Source organism: Cupriavidus taiwanensis, assembly GCF_900250075.1.
Classification (GTDB): domain Bacteria; phylum Pseudomonadota; class Gammaproteobacteria; order Burkholderiales; family Burkholderiaceae; genus Cupriavidus; species Cupriavidus taiwanensis_C.
Genome location: NZ_LT977071.1, coordinates 1,328,826 through 1,343,914, shown reverse-complemented (window position 1 = coordinate 1,343,914; position 15,089 = coordinate 1,328,826). Strand labels below are relative to the sequence as shown.

Genomic DNA, 15,089 nt, shown 5'->3' with positions numbered 1-15,089 from the left:
GGCCGCTGCGAAGCCGGTGCGCAACGAGGAGACCCCATGAAGCTGCAACTGAAGATCAACGGCAAGCGCCACGCCGTCGAGGCCGAACGCGACATGCCCCTGCTGTGGGTGCTGCGCGATTACCTGGGCTATACCGGCACCAAGTTCGGCTGCGGTGCGGGCCTGTGCGGGGCGTGCACCGTGCATGTCGATGGCAAGGCGGTGCGCGCCTGCATCACGCCTGTGGGCACCGTGGCGCGCGCCGACATTACCACCATCGAAGGATTGTCGGCCGACAATTCGCACCCGGTCCAGCGCGCGTGGATTGCCGAGCAGGTGCCGCAGTGCGGCTATTGCCAGTCGGGCATGATCATGGCCGCCTGCGCGTGGCTGCAGGACAGCCCGTCGCCGCGGCCGGAGGAGATCCGCGCCGGCATCACCAACCTGTGCCGCTGCGGCACCTATCCGCGCGTGGAACGCGCCATCCTGCGCGCCGCCACGGCGCTGAACGCCGGCGACCCGAAGGGGAGGGCGTCATCGTGAGCCATCTCCACGCAAGCCGCCGCCGTTTCCTGCAAGCCGCCGGCGCGGTCCCCGCCGCACTGGTGCTGGGCTTCCACTTGCCGCTGGCGAAGGCGGCCGACGCCGACGCGCCCGCGCGCGACCCGGACGACGTCAACGCCTGGCTGCGCATCGATGCCGACGGCGGTGTGACCATCATGGTGCCGTCGGCCGAACTGGGGCAGGGCGTGATGACCTCGGCCCCCATGCTGATCGCCGAAGAACTCGAGTGCGACTGGCGCCAGGTGCGCGCCGAGCTCGCACCCACCGACCCGGTCTACAACAACCGCATGTTCAAGGTGCAGGCGACCGCCAGCAGCACCTCGGCACGCTGGTCGTACGAGCCGCTGCGCCGCATCGGCGCCACCGCGCGCGAGATGCTGCGCGAGGCCGCCGCGCAAACCTGGAGCGTGCCGGCGGCGCAGTGCCGCGCCGTGCAGGGCGTGGTGCGGCATGAGCCCAGCGGGCGCACGCTCGGCTACGGTGCGCTGGCCGCTCGCGCCGCCACGCTGCCGCGCCCGGCCAACGTGGCGCTGAAGGACCCGCGCGACTGGAAGCTGCTGGGTCGCCCGACGGACCGGCTCGACATTCCGCTGAAGACGCGCGGTGCCGCGGTGTTCGGCGTCGACGTCAAGGTGCCGCGCATGCTGGTGGGTTCGGTGATGGCATGCCCGGTCTTCGGCGGCACGCTGCGCCGGGTCGATGCGCGGCCGGCGCTGGCGCTGCGCGGCGTGCGGCGCGTGGTGCCGCTGGACGATGCCGTGGCAGTGCTGGCAGACAGCTACTGGACCGCGCGCAAGGGCCTGGCCGCGCTGCAGCCTGACTGGCAGTTGCCGCAAGGCCAGTTGGCCAGCGACGCGGCGCTGATGGCCGGCTACCGCGAGGCCGCGCGCAGCGCCTCGGCGATGGCGCTGCGCCACGGCGATCCTGACACGCAGATGCAGGGCGCACAGGCCTACACCGCCGAATACGAAGTGCCATACCTCGCCCACGCCACCATGGAACCGATGAACGCCACCGCCGATGTGCGCGCCGACCGAGCCGAGATCTGGGGCCCGACCCAGGTCTGCGGCGAGATCGCGCAGCGGCTCTCGGGCGTGCTGGGACTGCCCGCCGACCGCATCGTCGTACATGGAACCTTCGTCGGGGGCGGCTTCGGCCGGCGCGAGGAGTTCGACGTCTTTGTGCAGGCTGCGCTGGCGTCGAAGGCGGCGGGGCAGCCGGTCAAGCTGATCTGGTCGCGCGAGGAAGACATCCAGCACGATTTCTACCGCCCCGCGGCGGCGGCGCGCTTCAGCGCGGTGCTGGCCCCGGACGCGGCCGGCATCCGCGCACTGGATGCGCGCCTGGCCTGCTCGTCGATCTATGTCCGCAATTTCCCGGACCGGGTCAAGGGCGGGGTCGACCCCAAATCGGTCGAAGGGGTGGTGGACCTGCCTTACGCGCTGCCCCACGTCGCCGTGCGCCATGCGATGGTCAATACCATCGTGCCGGTGGGCTTCTGGCGCGGCGTGGGCTATACGCAGAACACCTTCTTCGCCGAGAGCTTTATCGACGAACTGGCCCATCACGCCAAAGCCGATCCGCTGCAGTTCCGGCTGAACCTGCTGGCCGAGCGCCCGCGCCCGGCGCGCTTGCTGCAGCGCCTGGCGCAGCACGTCGGCTGGGGCAGCGCGGCGGCGGGGCGTTTCCACGGCGTGGCGCTGTCGCAGGCGTGGGGCTCGCTGTGCGCGACGGTGGTGGAGCTGTCGGTGCAGGGCCAGCGCATCACGCTGCACCGCGTCGTCAATGCCATCGACTGCGGCACCGTGATCAACCCGGCGACGGTCGAGCGCCAGCTGGAGGGCGCCAGCATCTGGGGCCTGAGCGCGGCCATGACGGGCGCCATCACCATTGCCGACGGCTGCGTGCAGCAAGCCAACTTCCACGACTATCCGCTGCTGCGGCTGGCGCAGACGCCGCGCTTCGAGGCGGTGCTGGCGCCCAGCGGCGAGCGCATCGGCGGCGTGGGGGAATCGGCGGTGCCGACGCTGGCGCCGGCGCTGGCCAATGCGCTGTTCGCCGCGACCGGGCAGCGCCTGCGCTCGCTGCCGCTGGCGCGGCACGGGTTCGAGCTGGCGTAGCGAGGCGCGGGCACGCCCGCAAGTGATGCCGCTGCCACGATCGCGGGGCCCATCATGACATAGCGGCGCCGCTGTGTGTGTCATACCACGCACGGCGCCCTACGCGGCCGCCGCGGTTCTTCCCTACACTTGAGCATGGCGCCTTGTCGCCGCCCAGGGGAGCACACCTATGCCGCCCGAGCCTGTCCAAGCCAAGCCCGTGGCGCTGGCCTTGCAAGGCGGCGGCATGCACGGCGCATTTACCTGGGGCGTGCTGGACCGCCTGCTGGAAGATGGCCGGCTGGTAGTCGAGGGGGTCAGCGCCACCAGCGCGGGCGCGATGAACGGGACGGTGCTGGCCTATGGCCTGATGCAGGGCGGCAGCGACGGCGCGCGCCAGGCCCTGCACGACTTCTGGCAGGCCATCGCGCATTCGGCGCAGCGCTTCAACCCGTTGCGCTGGCTGCCGTGGTTCAAGGGCAGCCATACGCTGGGGCTGAACCATTCCCCGCTGTACGCCATGGCCGACATCACGCTGCGCCTGCTGTCGCCGTACCAGTTCAACCCTGGCAATGCCAATCCGCTGCGCGACGTGCTGCTCGGCCAGGTGGATTTCGCGGCGCTGCGCGCGCATTGCCCGATCCGGCTGTACCTGTGCGCGACCAATATCGAGACCAGCCGCATCCGCATCTTCGCGCAGGAAGAGCTGAGCGTCGACGCGGTGCTGGCCTCGGCCTGCGTGCCCACGCTGTTCCAGGCGGTCAGCATCGACGGCCAGCATTACTGGGACGGCGGCTACGTCGGCAATCCGGCGATCTTTCCGCTGATCTATCACTGCGAGACCCACGATGTCGTGATCGTCCACATCAACCCGATCGTGCGCCGCGGCGTGCCGACCACGGCGGCGGAGATCCTGAACCGGGTCAACGAGGTCAGCTTCAATTCGTCATTGATGCGCGAGATGCGCGCGATCGGCTTCGTCACCACGCTGATCCAGCAGGGCAAGATCGACCGCAGCGAGATGAAGGAGATGTGGATTCATTCGATCCGCTCGGACGAGACCATGGCGTCGCTCGGGGTCTCGACCAAGTACAACGCCGACTGGAACTTCCTGTGCACGTTGCGCGACCAGGGCCGGCAGGCCGCCACCGTCTGGCTGGAGCGCAACTATGACTGCGTGGGCCAGCGCTCCAGCGTCGATATCACCGGCGAATTCCTGTAGCCGCCGGCTGGGCCAGCCGCCAGGCCAGATTGGCACGCGCCTGCGCCTCGTAGCGCGACTGGAACAGGTCGGTGGCATAGATGCGGGGACTGGCCAGCAGGCGCTGCAGGAAGGCGCGCTCGGCGGCGTCATAGGCGGCATCGTCCAGGTCGGTGCGCTCGGCGCGCAGGCGCGCGCCGTTGTCCTCGAAGCGCGCGCGGCTGTATCCCAGGGCGGCCAGGTCGATGTCGGCGGTGAAGCGCCCGGCCAGGCTGGCGGGCACGTCGGCGTGCGTGGTTTCCAGGATCAGCGTGGCGACGCGCGCGGCGGCGGCGACGGTGCCGGCGGACCAGTGCTGCAGCCACGCGGCGCTGCGCGCTTCATTGTCGGCGGCGCCGGGTACGTAGATGACGTCGTGGCACCACAACGCCAGCTCCACGTCGGCGGCATCGGGTATCGCGCTACGGGCCCAGTCGAGGTCCTGCAGGCAGCGCCGTACATGGTCCAGGGTATGGTAGTGCCGGGTCGGCTCGCCGTAGCAGCGCGCCAGGTCGGCATACGCGTCCGCCGCGCGGGTGCCGCCCGCCAGGGTCCAGAGCGCGACAAAGCGCTCTTGCAACGGGTTGGCGGCGGCGGTGATCATGCGCGCGCCGGACCCGTGTCGCGGTCCGCATCGCTGGCAAGCTCGGCCAGCAGGGCCCGCGCCTCCTGCCAGTCGGCGCCATCGGTGCCCTCGCTGAAGCTGCCGTGGATGCGCGCCAGCGCTTCGCGCGCGGCGTCGCCCTTGCCCTGGCGATGCCACAACCGGGCCAGGCTGAGCGCGGCCTGCAGTTCCAGCGGCCTGGCGCCCTGGCCGTGCGCGACCGCAAGCGCGCGCTGGAAGCAGGCCTCGGCTTCATGGCTGGCGGCGGCGCCGGCATCGGGCGCGGCCAGCTGCAGCAGCATGTCGCCGCGCAGCCGATAGACGGCGGCTTCATCGAGCCGCTCGCCGGTCTCTTCGATCATCGCCTGCGCGCGCGTCAGCACGTCCAGCGCGGCGGCTGGCTGGCCCGCCTTGCCGCAGGCCTCGGCCAGCATCGCCAGCAGGTTCGGCATGCCGAGTTCGCCGCCGGTGGCCTCGTAGGCGGCCAGGCCGCGTCGCATCTGGGCAATGCCTTCCTCGTGGCTGCCCTGCTCGGACAGCGCCCAGCCCTGCAGCACGGTGCCCCAGGCCAGGTAGATCGGGAAGCCCTGTTCGCACGAAATCGCAATGGCGGCTTCGGCATATTCCCTGGTCTGCGCGGGATCGCGGCGCCAGCGGTACTGTTCCGCCGCGAACACCAGGCACAGCGCCAGGTTGTAGGCATCCGGGCGCGCGCGGGCCAGGGCCAGCGCCTCGCGGCTGCGTGCCAGGGCCTGGTCGGCAAAGCCCTGGTACCACAGGATCCAGGCCAGCGTGCTGGTGGCATGGACCATCGGGTCGCGGCCGTAGCCGGTCAGGAAGTCATAGGCGGAGTGCTCGGGGTGCGGCACGGCCAGCACGGCCTCCATATGCGCGCGTGCTTCTTCCAGCAGGCCCAGGCGGAACAGCGTGGCGCCCAGCGCGCGGTGGCCTTCGGCCAGCTGCTTGGGCTTTTGCGACTCGTTGGCCAGCGCCAGCAGGCGCCGCGCCAGCGGCAGCGACACCTGGTATTGCGCGCGCAGCTGGTAGAACGCCCACATGCCCAGCTGCGCCGAAAACACATAGGGCGTCTGCCGCCCTTGCTCGCACAGCGACATCGCGCGCCGGTAATTGGCCTCGACCTCGGGCGAGGCCTGGCCGCGCGCCGCGATCAGCGCGGGCCCCAGCGTCAGCAGCAGCGTCAGCTCCAGGCGTGCGCGCTCGGCGCTGTCGGGCTGGCGCTTGAGCAGGGCAATGGCCTCGCTCAGGTGCCGGATCGCTTCTTCCTGCGCCGAGCGCTGCAGCGCCTGCTGGCCGGCGCAGTGCAGGTACTCGACCGCCTTCGGCACATTGCCGCTGTGGCTGTAGTGATGGGCCAGCTCGCTGCAGTAGTCCTTGAGCCGGCCGTGGAACATCGCCTCGATCGCCTGCGCCGAGCTTTCATGCAGGGCGCTGCGGCGCTCGGTCAGCAACGAGCTGCCGGCCACCTCCTGGGTCAGCGCGTGCTTGAAGGCGTACTCCACCTCGGGGAACGCAGGGCGTTCGTAGATGAAGTCGGCGGCCTGCAGGTCGCGCAGCAGCGGATGCAGGCGCTCTTCGGGCAGGCCGGTGACGCGCAGCACCAGGCCCAGCGGAAACTCCTTGCCGATCACGGCGAGGGTCTGCAGCAGTTCCTTCTGCGCCAGCGGCAGCCGGTCGATACGGGCGGCCAGCACGCCCTGCACGGTGGTGGGGATGTGCAGCAGCGCCGGCGCCTTCTCGATGCGGTAGCTGCCCGGCTGGCCCAGCAGCGCGCCTTCCTCGGCCAGGGTCTGGACCACTTCCTCCATGAAGAAGGGATTGCCTTCGGTCTTGTCGAGGATCAGCCGCTTCAGCGGCGCCAGGCTGGGGTCGTCGCCGAGCAGCGCGGTCAGCAGCTCCTGCGCCTCGGCCTGTCCCAGCGGCTGCAGGCGCAGCTGCGAGTAATGCGCGCCCGCGTCCCAGCGGTGGCGGTATTCGGGCCGGTAGTTCACCAGCAGCACGATGCGCGCGCCGGGCACGTGGTCGACCAGCATGTTGAGGAAGGCCTCGGTCTCGCCGTCCAGCCATTGCAGGTCCTCGAAGATGACTTCCAGCGGCTGGTTCTGGCTTTCACGGACCAGCAGCCGCGCAATCGCGTCGAAGGTGCGCTGGCGCCGCAGCGCCGGGTCCATGGTCGGCAGCGCCGAGTCGGGCTCGACCACGCCGAGCAGGTAGAGCAGGTAGGGCAGGTGCTCTTCCAGCGAGCGGTCCAGCGTCAGCAGCCGGCCGGTCAACTTCTCGCGGCAGCTGCGGTCGCCGTCATGCGCCGTGATCTGGAAATAGTTCTTCAGCATCTCGATCAGCGGCAGGTAGGCAAAGGCCTTGCCGTGCGAGACCGAGAACGTCTCCAGCGCCAGGCAGCCCTGCTGCGACCTGACCTTGAACTCATGGAACAGCCGCGACTTGCCGACCCCGGCCTCGCCGACCACCGCGACGATGCGCCCGTGGCCGGCCTTGGCCTGCTCCAGCGCCGCGTTCAGGTGCGCCAGCTCGTCCTGGCGCCCGACAAAGCGCGCCAGGCCGCGGTGCGCGGCCACCTGCAGCCGCGTGCGCAAGGGTCCCGGCCCGATCACCTCGTACACCGCCAGCGGTTCGCGCACGCCCTTGACGCTGGTGGTGCCCAGCGCCGTGAACTCGAAATAGCCTTCGGTCAGCTTGTGGGTCGACTCGCTCACGAGGATCGACGCCGGCGTGGCGATGCCTTCCATGCGCGAGGCGATATGGATGGTGTGCCCGACCGGATCGTAGTCGGTGTGCAGGTCGTCCTTGCGGATCGAGCGCACCACAACCTCGCCGGTATGGATGCCGATGCGGACCTGCAGCGGAATGCCTTGCTCCAGCCGCACGCGGTCGCTGTGCCGGTGCATCGCGTCCTGCATGCGCAGCGCCGCGTACAGCGCGCGCAGCGCGTGGTCCTCGTGCGCGATGGGCGCGCCGAACAGCGCCAGGATGCCGTCGCCGAGGAACTTGGCGACGTAGCCCTCGTAGTGGTGGACCGCTTCCATCATCAGCGTCACCACGGGATCGATCAGCCGGCGCGCGTCCTCCGGGTCCAGGTCCTGGGTCAGCGCGGTGGAGCCGGCCATGTCGGCAAACAGCGCGGTAATGGTCTTGCGCTCGCCGGCGGTTTCGCCGCGGGCTTCCATCGCCGCCTGCTCGGCCAGGATGCGCCCGGCCAGGTGCGGCGGGGTGTAGTGGACCGGCGCCGGACTGTCCGGGCGCGGCGCGGCGGGCGCTGGCATGGCGGCGGTGGGCGCGTCGGGCAGGCCGACGCCGCAGACGCGGCAGAACCGTGCCGCCGCGGTGGCCTCGGCGCCGCATTGCGGGCACACGCGGGCAAGCCGGGCCCCGCACGCCTCACAGAAGTTGGCGCCAGCAAGATTGCCGAAGCCGCATTGGCTGCAGCGCATTTCGCCTCCCGGCCGTCGTTGCCAGCTTGACGGTACCTAAGGCTATTAGAGGCGGGATCGCGTGGGTGTCAAGGACGCCGCTGCGTGGCAACCAACCGATGGGGGCTGGCGTGGCCGCGCAAGACCGGTGCGGCTCACGCTGCCTGTGCCGCGGTGTGCGCGGTGGCCATCATGCTCGACTGCAGCAAGGTCTTGCGGAAGATTTCGACCAGCGGCCGCAGGTTGACCTTGTGCCAGGCAGCCCACAACGGGGTGCGGTAGTCGAGCCACGACAGTTCGTGCAGCACCACGCCGGCCGGTGCCTGGTGGCGCAGGCTCTGCTGGATCGTGGTCACGCCCAGCCCCGCGGCCACCAGCCCCAGCGCGGCCAGCGGCTCGGTCGCTTCCATGGTGATGGTGGGGGTAAAACCCGCCCGGGCGCAGGCCGCGATGAAGGCGTCGTGCCGCAGCGCGGTTTCCTGGTGCATCACGCCGATCCACTTCTGCGCGGCGAGGTCGGCCGGAGTGAGCGGCTCGGTCCCGGCCAGCGGGTGGCCCTCGGGCAGCGCCAGCAGCATCGGGTCGTTGAGTACCTGGGCGGCCTCGAGGTCCGGATCGTCCGGCAAGGGCGGCTCGCACACCAGCGCGATATCGAGGCTGCGCTGGCGCAGTCCTTCGAGCTGCGTTGCCGACTGCTGGTTGTACAGCGCGATATGGACGGCGGGCCGGTCCTGGCGCAGCTCGCGCAGCGCGTTCGGCAGGATGCCGGAGTGCATCGCGTACTCGAGGTAGCCGATGCACAGGCCGCCTTCATCGCCGCGCCCAAGACGCCGGGCCAGCGATTCGAGCCGGGTGCCGTGGGTCAGGAAAGCCCGGGTCTCGGCCAGAAAGGTGCGGCCGTCGCGCGTAAGGCGTATGCGCTGCAGGGAGCGCTCGAACAGCATCAGCCCGAGCTTCTCTTCAAGCTGGGCGATCTGCCGGCTAAGTGGCGATTGGGAGATATGGAGCCGCTCGGCGGCGCGGCCGACGTGCTCTTCCTCGGCCACGGCGACGAAATAGTGAAGTTGACGGATATCCAGCATGTCTGCCCCTGAGTGATACCTGGAAAGTCAGACCTATAGGGTATCAAGTCTTTCAAATTCCGTCTTGGACAGACTCAACTGCCCACCCTAGACTGCCTTCACCCCAACTTACTTTGTGGAGCAGTCATGAGTATCAAAGACAAACTTGCCGGCAACGTGCTCGGCTTTGGCACCGCCCCGCTGGGCAATATGTTCCGCGACATCCCGGAAGCTGAGGCGCAGGCCACGGTGGACGCGGCCTGGGCGCAAGGCGTGCGCTACTACGACACCGCGCCGTTCTACGGCGCCGGGCTGGCCGAAATCCGGCTGGGCGAAGCGCTGTCCCGCCACCCGCGCGACGAATACGTGCTCAGCACCAAGGTCGGCCGCCTGATCCTGGACGAAGTCGAAGACGCCAGCGCGCGGGCGCTGGGCGAGAAAAGTGGCCTGTTTGCCGCCGGGCGCCCGAACAAGCTGGTCAACGACTACTCGGCGGACGCCACGCTGCGCTCGATCGAGGACAGCCTCAAGAGGATGAAGACCGACCGTCTCGATATCGTGTGGGTCCACGACATCGCCCAGGACTTCTATGGCGACGAGTGGCTGGCTTATTTCGAGACGGCCCGCAAGGGCGCTTTCAAGGTGCTGACCCGGCTGCGCGAAGAGGGCGTGATCAAGGCCTGGGGCCTGGGCGTGAACCGCGTCGAGCCGATCGAACTGACGCTGGACCTGGACGAGGCGCAGCCCGACGGCTTCCTGCTGGCGGGCCGCTATTCGCTGCTCGACCATGAGCGCGCGCTGCAGCGCCTGATGCCGAAGGCGGCCGAGCGCAAGACCGAGATCGTTGTCGGTGGCCCGTACAGCTCCGGCATCCTCGCCGGCGGCTCGCATTTCGAGTACCAGAAGGCACCGCCCGAGATCATCGCCCGGGTCGAGCGCATCAAGGAGGTCGCGCAACGCCACGGCGTCAGCATCAAGGCCGCGGCGCTGCAGTTCGTGCTGGCCAATCCCGCGGTGGCCGCGGTGATCCCGGGCGCGAGCCGGCCCGAGCGCATCGCCGAGGACGTCGCCGCGCTGAACGAGAAGATTCCGGCCGATTTCTGGCGCGAGCTGCGCGCGCAGCAGCTGGTCGCGGCAAATGCGCCGCTGCCCGGCGACCGCGTCTGATGCCAATACTGCAATCTGATTTCAAGGAGCCAACCATGGCACAAGCTTCTGCAACGATCACGCTGCCGGTGTCACCGGACCGCGTCTGGCAACTGATTGGCGGCTTCGATTCGCTGCCCGACTGGCTGCCGTATATCCCCAAGAGCCAGCTGAGCGAAGGCGGCCGCGTGCGCAGCCTCGTCAACCCGGACGGCGACGCCATCGTCGAACGGCTCGAGGCCTTCGACCAGGGCGCGCGCAGCTACACCTACTCGATCCTGCAGGCGCCGTTCCCGGTCACCGGCTACCGCTCCACGCTGCGCGTGGTCGGCATCGACGGGGACCAGGCCGCGCGCGTCGAGTGGTCCGGCCAGTTCACGCCGGACGGCGTGAGCGATGACTACGCATCGCGGCTGTTCGAGGGCATCTATCGCGATGGCTTGACAGCCCTGCAAGCGACGCTGGCCGGCGCGGCTTCATGAAGCGGCTGATTGCGCCAGGGAGGGCCCTGGCGGCCCAGGCTGGCGCGATGACGCGTCAGACCGCCGCTGTCACGATGATCTCCACCAGCAGTTCCGGCCGCGCCAGCCGGGCCTCGCAGGTGGCACGCGTGGGGACCGCGTCCTCGGGGATCCACGCTTCCCAGGCAGCGTTCATGCCGGCGAAATCCTGGTCGATATCCTTGAGCCAGATCTGCGCCGAGAGCAGCCGGCTGCGGTCGCTGCCGACGCTGGCGAGGTAGCCGTCGATCTTCTCCAGCACATCGCGCGTTTGCGCGCCGATATCGCCGGAAGGATCGGTGGCCGTGACGCCGGCCACGTACACCACGCCGTTATGCACGACGAGGCGGGAAAGACGTTTGGTGGACTGGAAGCGCTGGATATTGCTCATCCGTATGACCTCGGGAAAAAAGTTGGATAGGGAGCCGGCTGGAAGCTAGTCGCGCAGCGCGCCGGCCGTGGCACTGCGGGGTTTGTCGAAACGGTCGATGGCAAAGGCCTCGATCGGCAGGGTGGAGCGGCCCTCGGTGACGAGGTCGGCGACGATCTGTCCCACGATCGGCCCCAGTTCGAAGCCATGCGCGGAGAAACCGAAGGCATGGACCACGCCCGGTGCCGACCGGCTCGGTCCGATCACCGGTATCTGGTCTGGCAGGAAGGCCTCGACCCCGGCCCACGCGCGATTGATGCCCAGTGGGCCCAGATGCGGGAACAGCGCGGTGACGGTCTGCGCGCTGGTGCCGAGCCCGAGCATGTCGACTTCGCCATGCCGGGCCTGGGCGTCGGCGGCGCAGCGCAGGCCGCCGCCGATCAGCACGGTGCCGTTGCCGAACTGCTTGAACGACAGCGCGCGCCCGGTCGCGCCCAGCACCGGCCTGACGAACGGCGCCACGCGGTGGGTGATCATCAGCATCAGTCCGCCGGCTTCGACCGGCACCGGCTCGCCGAGCTGAGCGGCGAAGGCGCCGGCCCAGGCGCCGGCCGCGTTCACCAGCCGCTGCGCGCGGAACACGCCGCGCGGCGTGTGTACGTGCCAGCGGCCGCGCGCGTATTCCAGGCGTTCGGCGGGAGTGGCTTCGTGGATGGCGGCGCCGGCCGCTTCGGCGGCGCGGCGGAATGCGGTGACCGCGCGGTAGGGCAGCGCATGGCCGTCGCGGCTTGCCCAGATCGCGCCGGTGACATGGGGTGCGATCGACGGGACCAGGGCACGTACCGTGTGGGCGTCGACCAGCGTTTCGTGGGTAAAGCCCAGGGCCTCGAGCTGCGCCACGCGCCGGCGCAGCACCTCCAGCTCGGCGTCGGTCTCGGCCACTTTCAGCTGGCCGCTGGGGACGAAGCCGGCGTCGTCGCCGGTCAGGTCCGCCAGCCGGTGCCAGAGCTCGAGCGAAGCCAGTGCCAGCGGAATCTCGGCCATGTGGCGCCCCAGCGTGCGCACGCCGCCGGCGTTGACCCCCGACGCATGCCGGCCGCAATACTCGGCCTCGAGCAGCGTCACGCGCAAGCCCTTGCGCGCGAGGTGCAGCGCGCTCGAGGTGCCCTGCAATCCGCCGCCGATGACGATCGCGTCGGCATCGGCCCCGCTGTCATCCTTCATTGGCCAGTTCTCCGAGCGTGACCGGCTTGACCGGCGGACGGATGCGGTAGTAGCCGACCTGCTGCGGCGGTACGCCGCGCGCGTCGGCGATGATCTCGGTGACCGTCAATCCGCACTGGCGCCCCTGGCACGGCCCCATGCCGCAGCGGCCGAACGACTTGGCCTGGTTGGGCCCGCTGCAACCCAGGGCGACGAAGCCGCGGATGGCGCCGGCGGTCACTTCCTCGCAGCGGCAGACCACCACGTCGTCCGCCGGCACGCGATTGGCCGGCTTGGGGCGGTACAGCGCATCGAGGAAGGGCCGGATGCTCAGGTGCGAGCGCAGCGCGGCGCGCAGCGGCGCGGCCTGGCGGTCGCGTTGCGCGGCGTCGACGCGGCCGACGTTATGGGCCGCGGCCAAGCCAGCCAGCTCGCCTTGCAGTGCGGCGGCAACGGCGCCGCCGATGCCGCGGCCATCGCCGGCGACGAAGATGCCCGGCAGGTCGAGCGCGCCCCAGTCATCCACCACCGGCTGCCAGCACAACTGCGTGTCGTCCCAGCGGTGCGCCGCGCGCAGCGCCCAGCTGAACTGGGTGTTGGGGACCACGCCCTGGTGCAGCAGCACGGCCTGCGTGGCAATGCGGTGCGATTGCCCGCGACTGGTGAAACGCAGCGCCCGCACCGCCTCGTCGCCCTCGACCGACAGGTCCGTGGCCCCCTTGTAGAACGGCACGCCGCTACGCTTGAGGGTGCGCATCAGCGCCAGGCCTTTCCTCAGGTAGCGCCAGCCTGCAAGGGCCCCGCCCAGATGGGCCAGCGCGCGCTGGTAGTCGGCACCGTCGGTGGTGTCGACGATGGCGCGGATCGGCACGCCGGCGCGCACGTATTGCCAGCCGAGCAGGTAGAGCAGCGGGCCGCAGCCGGCCAGCACCACCGGTTCGGCCGGCACCACGTCGGCGCTCTTGAGCAGGATCTGCGCGGCGCCGGCGGTCAGCACGCCGGGCAGCGTCCAGCCAGGGATGGGGAAGGGGCGCTCCATGGCCCCGGTGCAGAGAATCACCTGCCGCGCCTGCAGGGTCGCAACGCGGCCCTGGCGCAGGTAATGCACGGCGTGCTCGCGCGTGACCTGCCACACCGCGGCACCGGTGATGTGCTGCGCGCCGCTGGCGGCGAAGCGGTCCGCCAGCGCGCGGCCGGCGGCGTAGTCGGGGCCGAGGATGCGCAGTCGTTCCGGTGGCGCGCTCTCGATGGCGCGGTAGATCTGGCCGCCGCAGGCTTCCTGCTCGTCCAGCAGGGCCACGCGCGCGCCGCTGGCGGCGGCGGCCACCGCGGCCGCCATGCCGGCCGGGCCGGCGCCAATGATGGCGATGTCGACGTCACGCTCAGCCATGGGCCACCTCCGGAGCGTGGCCAGCCGCTACCGGCGCGGGCAAGGGCAGGGTGCGCGCGCCGTCCTGCGTGTGCACGCGCATGCCTTCGCGCACGGTCACCAGGCAGCTTTGCCGGCTGGGCTGCCCGTCGATCTCCATCAGGCATTCGAAGCAGACGCCCATCATGCAATACGGCGCGCGCGGCTCGCCGCTGACCGGCGAGTTGCGCAGGCGAGTCACGCCGCTGGCCAGCAGCGCCGCGGCAACGCTGCAACCGGCCGGCACGCGCAGCGGCGCGCCGTTGAATTCGATGGTGACGGTATCCGCGCCGGTGCCGGAGGTGGCACGCCGCTTGAACAGGCGATCAGTGGGCATGGTGGAAGGTCTGGTTGGAGTTCAGGAAGCGGTCGCCAGTGAATACGTCGACCTCCTGCGGTCGCTCGCCGCCGGCTATCCAAGGAGCGACGCGCAGTGCGTGCGCCGCGGCCAGCGTGACGCCGCTGTGGCAGGTGGTGACAAAGGCGCCGGGACAGGTCGGGCTTTCCTGGTAGATCGGATAGCCGTCGGGGCTCATCACGCGCAGCGCGCCCCAGGCGCGCACCAGCTTCAGGCCGGCCAGCGCGGGGAAGCTGCGCACGCCGCGGCGCGCAATGTCGGCGAGCACGCCGGCGGTGGTGCCGTCGTCGAAGCCGACGTCTTCCATCGAGTCGCCGAGCTGGATCGTGCCTTCGTCGGTCTGGCGCACGTAGGTGGTGGGGAAGTCCAGGAAGCGCGTGGCGCGCTCCCCGATCAGGACCTGGCCACGGTTCGGTGCCACCGGCGCGTGCAGGCCGACCTCCGCGGCGAGCTTGCGGTTGCCGAGGCCGGCGGCCAGCACCACGCGCGGCGCGGCAAAGCGCACCTGGCAGCCTTCGCCCGCATGGACCGTAAAGCCGCCCGCTTCAGGCGTGATCGAGTGCGCGCCATGCCGGCCGACGATACGCACGCCACGCCGCTGGCAGGCGGCATGCAGCGCGCGCAGCAGCTTGAGCGGATTGGTGTGCCCGTCCATCGGCGTATAGCTGGCGCCGACCACCTCCGGGCCCACGCCGGGCAGCCGTTGCGCGAGTTCACTGTGGTCGAGCATCTCGAACGGATAGTCGCCGTGCAGCGCGTCCTGGATGCTTTGCAGGCGTTGTCGGCGCTCCGCTATGTCCGCCTCGGAAAAGCACAGGTGGAAGCCGCCGGGCTGGCGCAGGCACACGTCGATGCCGGTCTCGTCGCGCAGCGCATCGCGCAGCTGCGGCCACAGCCGCGCCGAGCCCAGTGTCCAGCGCGCGTAGGGCGCCATGCCCAGGCCCTTGCCCTGGACCCAGACCAGGCCGAAGTTGCCGCGCGAGGCGCGCAGGGCGTCGTCGCCTTCGTCCAGCACGGTGACGCGCAGGCCGTGCCCGGCGGCGCCGTAGGCGATGGCGGTGCCGACCAGGCCGCCGCCAATCACGATCAGATCGGATGTGGTCATGTCAGT

The 15,089-nt window shown here is 70.3% G+C and carries 13 protein-coding genes; 5 read left to right on the top strand and 8 right to left on the bottom strand.

Features of this window, described 5'->3' with window-relative positions; translation table 11 throughout:
• The first annotated feature begins 36 nt into the window (after window positions 1-36).
• The 3 genes from CBM2588_RS22415 to CBM2588_RS22405 all read left to right on the top strand — a co-directional run bounded on the left by CBM2588_RS22415 (window position 37) and on the right by CBM2588_RS22405 (window position 3,864).
• The gene (locus CBM2588_RS22415) at window positions 37-522 is read left to right on the top strand and encodes a (2Fe-2S)-binding protein (protein WP_115682548.1); all 486 of its coding nucleotides are present in this window, start codon (window positions 37-39) and stop codon (window positions 520-522) included.
• Window positions 519-2,663, top strand: a complete 2,145-nt coding sequence (locus CBM2588_RS22410; RefSeq protein ID WP_115682547.1) for a xanthine dehydrogenase family protein molybdopterin-binding subunit — start codon at window positions 519-521, stop codon at window positions 2,661-2,663. Before CBM2588_RS22415 ends, CBM2588_RS22410 begins: the two co-directional genes overlap by 4 nt.
• 169 nt (window positions 2,664-2,832) lie before the next feature.
• Window positions 2,833-3,864: a patatin-like phospholipase family protein gene (locus tag CBM2588_RS22405; RefSeq protein ID WP_115682546.1), complete on the top strand. Its 1,032-nt coding sequence runs from the start codon at window positions 2,833-2,835 to the stop codon at window positions 3,862-3,864.
• Here the strand turns inward: CBM2588_RS22405 and CBM2588_RS22400 are convergent.
• The 3 genes from CBM2588_RS22400 to CBM2588_RS22390 form a co-directional block, all read right to left on the bottom strand.
• On the bottom strand, window positions 3,845-4,486 hold the full coding sequence (locus CBM2588_RS22400; protein WP_115682545.1) for an HD domain-containing protein: 642 nt from the start codon (window positions 4,484-4,486) through the stop codon (window positions 3,845-3,847). The two genes, CBM2588_RS22405 and CBM2588_RS22400, sit on opposite strands and share 20 nt — an antisense overlap.
• Window positions 4,483-7,953, bottom strand: coding sequence for an adenylate/guanylate cyclase domain-containing protein (locus tag CBM2588_RS22395; protein WP_115682544.1), 3,471 nt, complete (start codon window positions 7,951-7,953; stop codon window positions 4,483-4,485). The genes CBM2588_RS22400 and CBM2588_RS22395 overlap by 4 nt, the downstream gene beginning before the upstream one ends.
• A gap of 134 nt (window positions 7,954-8,087) precedes the next feature.
• The gene (locus CBM2588_RS22390) at window positions 8,088-9,014 is read right to left on the bottom strand and encodes a LysR family transcriptional regulator (RefSeq protein ID WP_115682543.1); all 927 of its coding nucleotides are present in this window, start codon (window positions 9,012-9,014) and stop codon (window positions 8,088-8,090) included.
• A 126-nt stretch (window positions 9,015-9,140) separates the two neighbouring features.
• Here CBM2588_RS22390 and CBM2588_RS22385 point away from each other — a divergent pair, with 126 nt between their 5' ends.
• Window positions 9,141-10,160, top strand: a complete 1,020-nt coding sequence (locus tag CBM2588_RS22385) for an aldo/keto reductase (protein ID WP_115682542.1) — start codon at window positions 9,141-9,143, stop codon at window positions 10,158-10,160.
• 35 nt (window positions 10,161-10,195) lie between these two features.
• Entirely contained in the window at window positions 10,196-10,621 is a 426-nt protein-coding gene (locus CBM2588_RS22380; RefSeq protein WP_115682541.1) for an SRPBCC family protein, read from the top strand.
• A 55-nt stretch (window positions 10,622-10,676) separates the two neighbouring features.
• Here CBM2588_RS22380 and CBM2588_RS22375 read toward each other — a convergent pair whose 3' ends face one another.
• Genes CBM2588_RS22375 through CBM2588_RS22355 form a run of 5 tightly spaced genes read right to left on the bottom strand, consistent with a single transcriptional unit; the run spans window position 10,677 to window position 15,083 of the window.
• Complete coding sequence (locus CBM2588_RS22375; protein ID WP_018007284.1) at window positions 10,677-11,030, bottom strand: RidA family protein; 354 nt, start codon at window positions 11,028-11,030, stop codon at window positions 10,677-10,679.
• Between the two features lie 45 nt (window positions 11,031-11,075).
• A complete protein-coding gene (locus CBM2588_RS22370) occupies window positions 11,076-12,233 on the bottom strand; it encodes an NAD(P)/FAD-dependent oxidoreductase (RefSeq protein ID WP_115682540.1) in 1,158 nt (385 codons plus the stop codon).
• Window positions 12,223-13,602, bottom strand: a complete 1,380-nt coding sequence (locus CBM2588_RS22365) for an NAD(P)/FAD-dependent oxidoreductase (protein ID WP_115682539.1) — start codon at window positions 13,600-13,602, stop codon at window positions 12,223-12,225. The genes CBM2588_RS22370 and CBM2588_RS22365 overlap by 11 nt, the downstream gene beginning before the upstream one ends.
• On the bottom strand, window positions 13,595-13,957 hold the full coding sequence (locus CBM2588_RS22360) for a (2Fe-2S)-binding protein (protein ID WP_115682538.1): 363 nt from the start codon (window positions 13,955-13,957) through the stop codon (window positions 13,595-13,597). The genes CBM2588_RS22365 and CBM2588_RS22360 overlap by 8 nt, the downstream gene beginning before the upstream one ends.
• Window positions 13,947-15,083 (bottom strand): NAD(P)/FAD-dependent oxidoreductase, encoded by a 1,137-nt coding sequence (locus CBM2588_RS22355; protein WP_115682537.1) that lies wholly within the window; start codon window positions 15,081-15,083, stop codon window positions 13,947-13,949. The genes CBM2588_RS22360 and CBM2588_RS22355 overlap by 11 nt, the downstream gene beginning before the upstream one ends.
• Between the last annotated feature and the right edge of the window lie 6 nt (window positions 15,084-15,089).

Coding starts and splice junctions, on each gene's coding strand:
- CBM2588_RS22415 (WP_115682548.1), top strand. CDS start 37: ATGAAGCTGCAACTGAAGATCAACGGCAAGCGCCACGCCGTCGAGGCC.
- CBM2588_RS22405 (WP_115682546.1), top strand. CDS start 2,833: ATGCCGCCCGAGCCTGTCCAAGCCAAGCCCGTGGCGCTGGCCTTGCAA.
- CBM2588_RS22400 (WP_115682545.1), bottom strand. CDS start 4,486: ATGATCACCGCCGCCGCCAACCCGTTGCAAGAGCGCTTTGTCGCGCTC.
- CBM2588_RS22395 (WP_115682544.1), bottom strand. CDS start 7,953: ATGCGCTGCAGCCAATGCGGCTTCGGCAATCTTGCTGGCGCCAACTTC.
- CBM2588_RS22390 (WP_115682543.1), bottom strand. CDS start 9,014: ATGCTGGATATCCGTCAACTTCACTATTTCGTCGCCGTGGCCGAGGAA.
- CBM2588_RS22385 (WP_115682542.1), top strand. CDS start 9,141: ATGAGTATCAAAGACAAACTTGCCGGCAACGTGCTCGGCTTTGGCACC.
- CBM2588_RS22380 (WP_115682541.1), top strand. CDS start 10,196: ATGGCACAAGCTTCTGCAACGATCACGCTGCCGGTGTCACCGGACCGC.
- CBM2588_RS22375 (WP_018007284.1), bottom strand. CDS start 11,030: ATGAGCAATATCCAGCGCTTCCAGTCCACCAAACGTCTTTCCCGCCTC.
- CBM2588_RS22370 (WP_115682540.1), bottom strand. CDS start 12,233: ATGAAGGATGACAGCGGGGCCGATGCCGACGCGATCGTCATCGGCGGC.
- CBM2588_RS22365 (WP_115682539.1), bottom strand. CDS start 13,602: ATGGCTGAGCGTGACGTCGACATCGCCATCATTGGCGCCGGCCCGGCC.
- CBM2588_RS22360 (WP_115682538.1), bottom strand. CDS start 13,957: ATGCCCACTGATCGCCTGTTCAAGCGGCGTGCCACCTCCGGCACCGGC.
- CBM2588_RS22355 (WP_115682537.1), bottom strand. CDS start 15,083: ATGACCACATCCGATCTGATCGTGATTGGCGGCGGCCTGGTCGGCACC.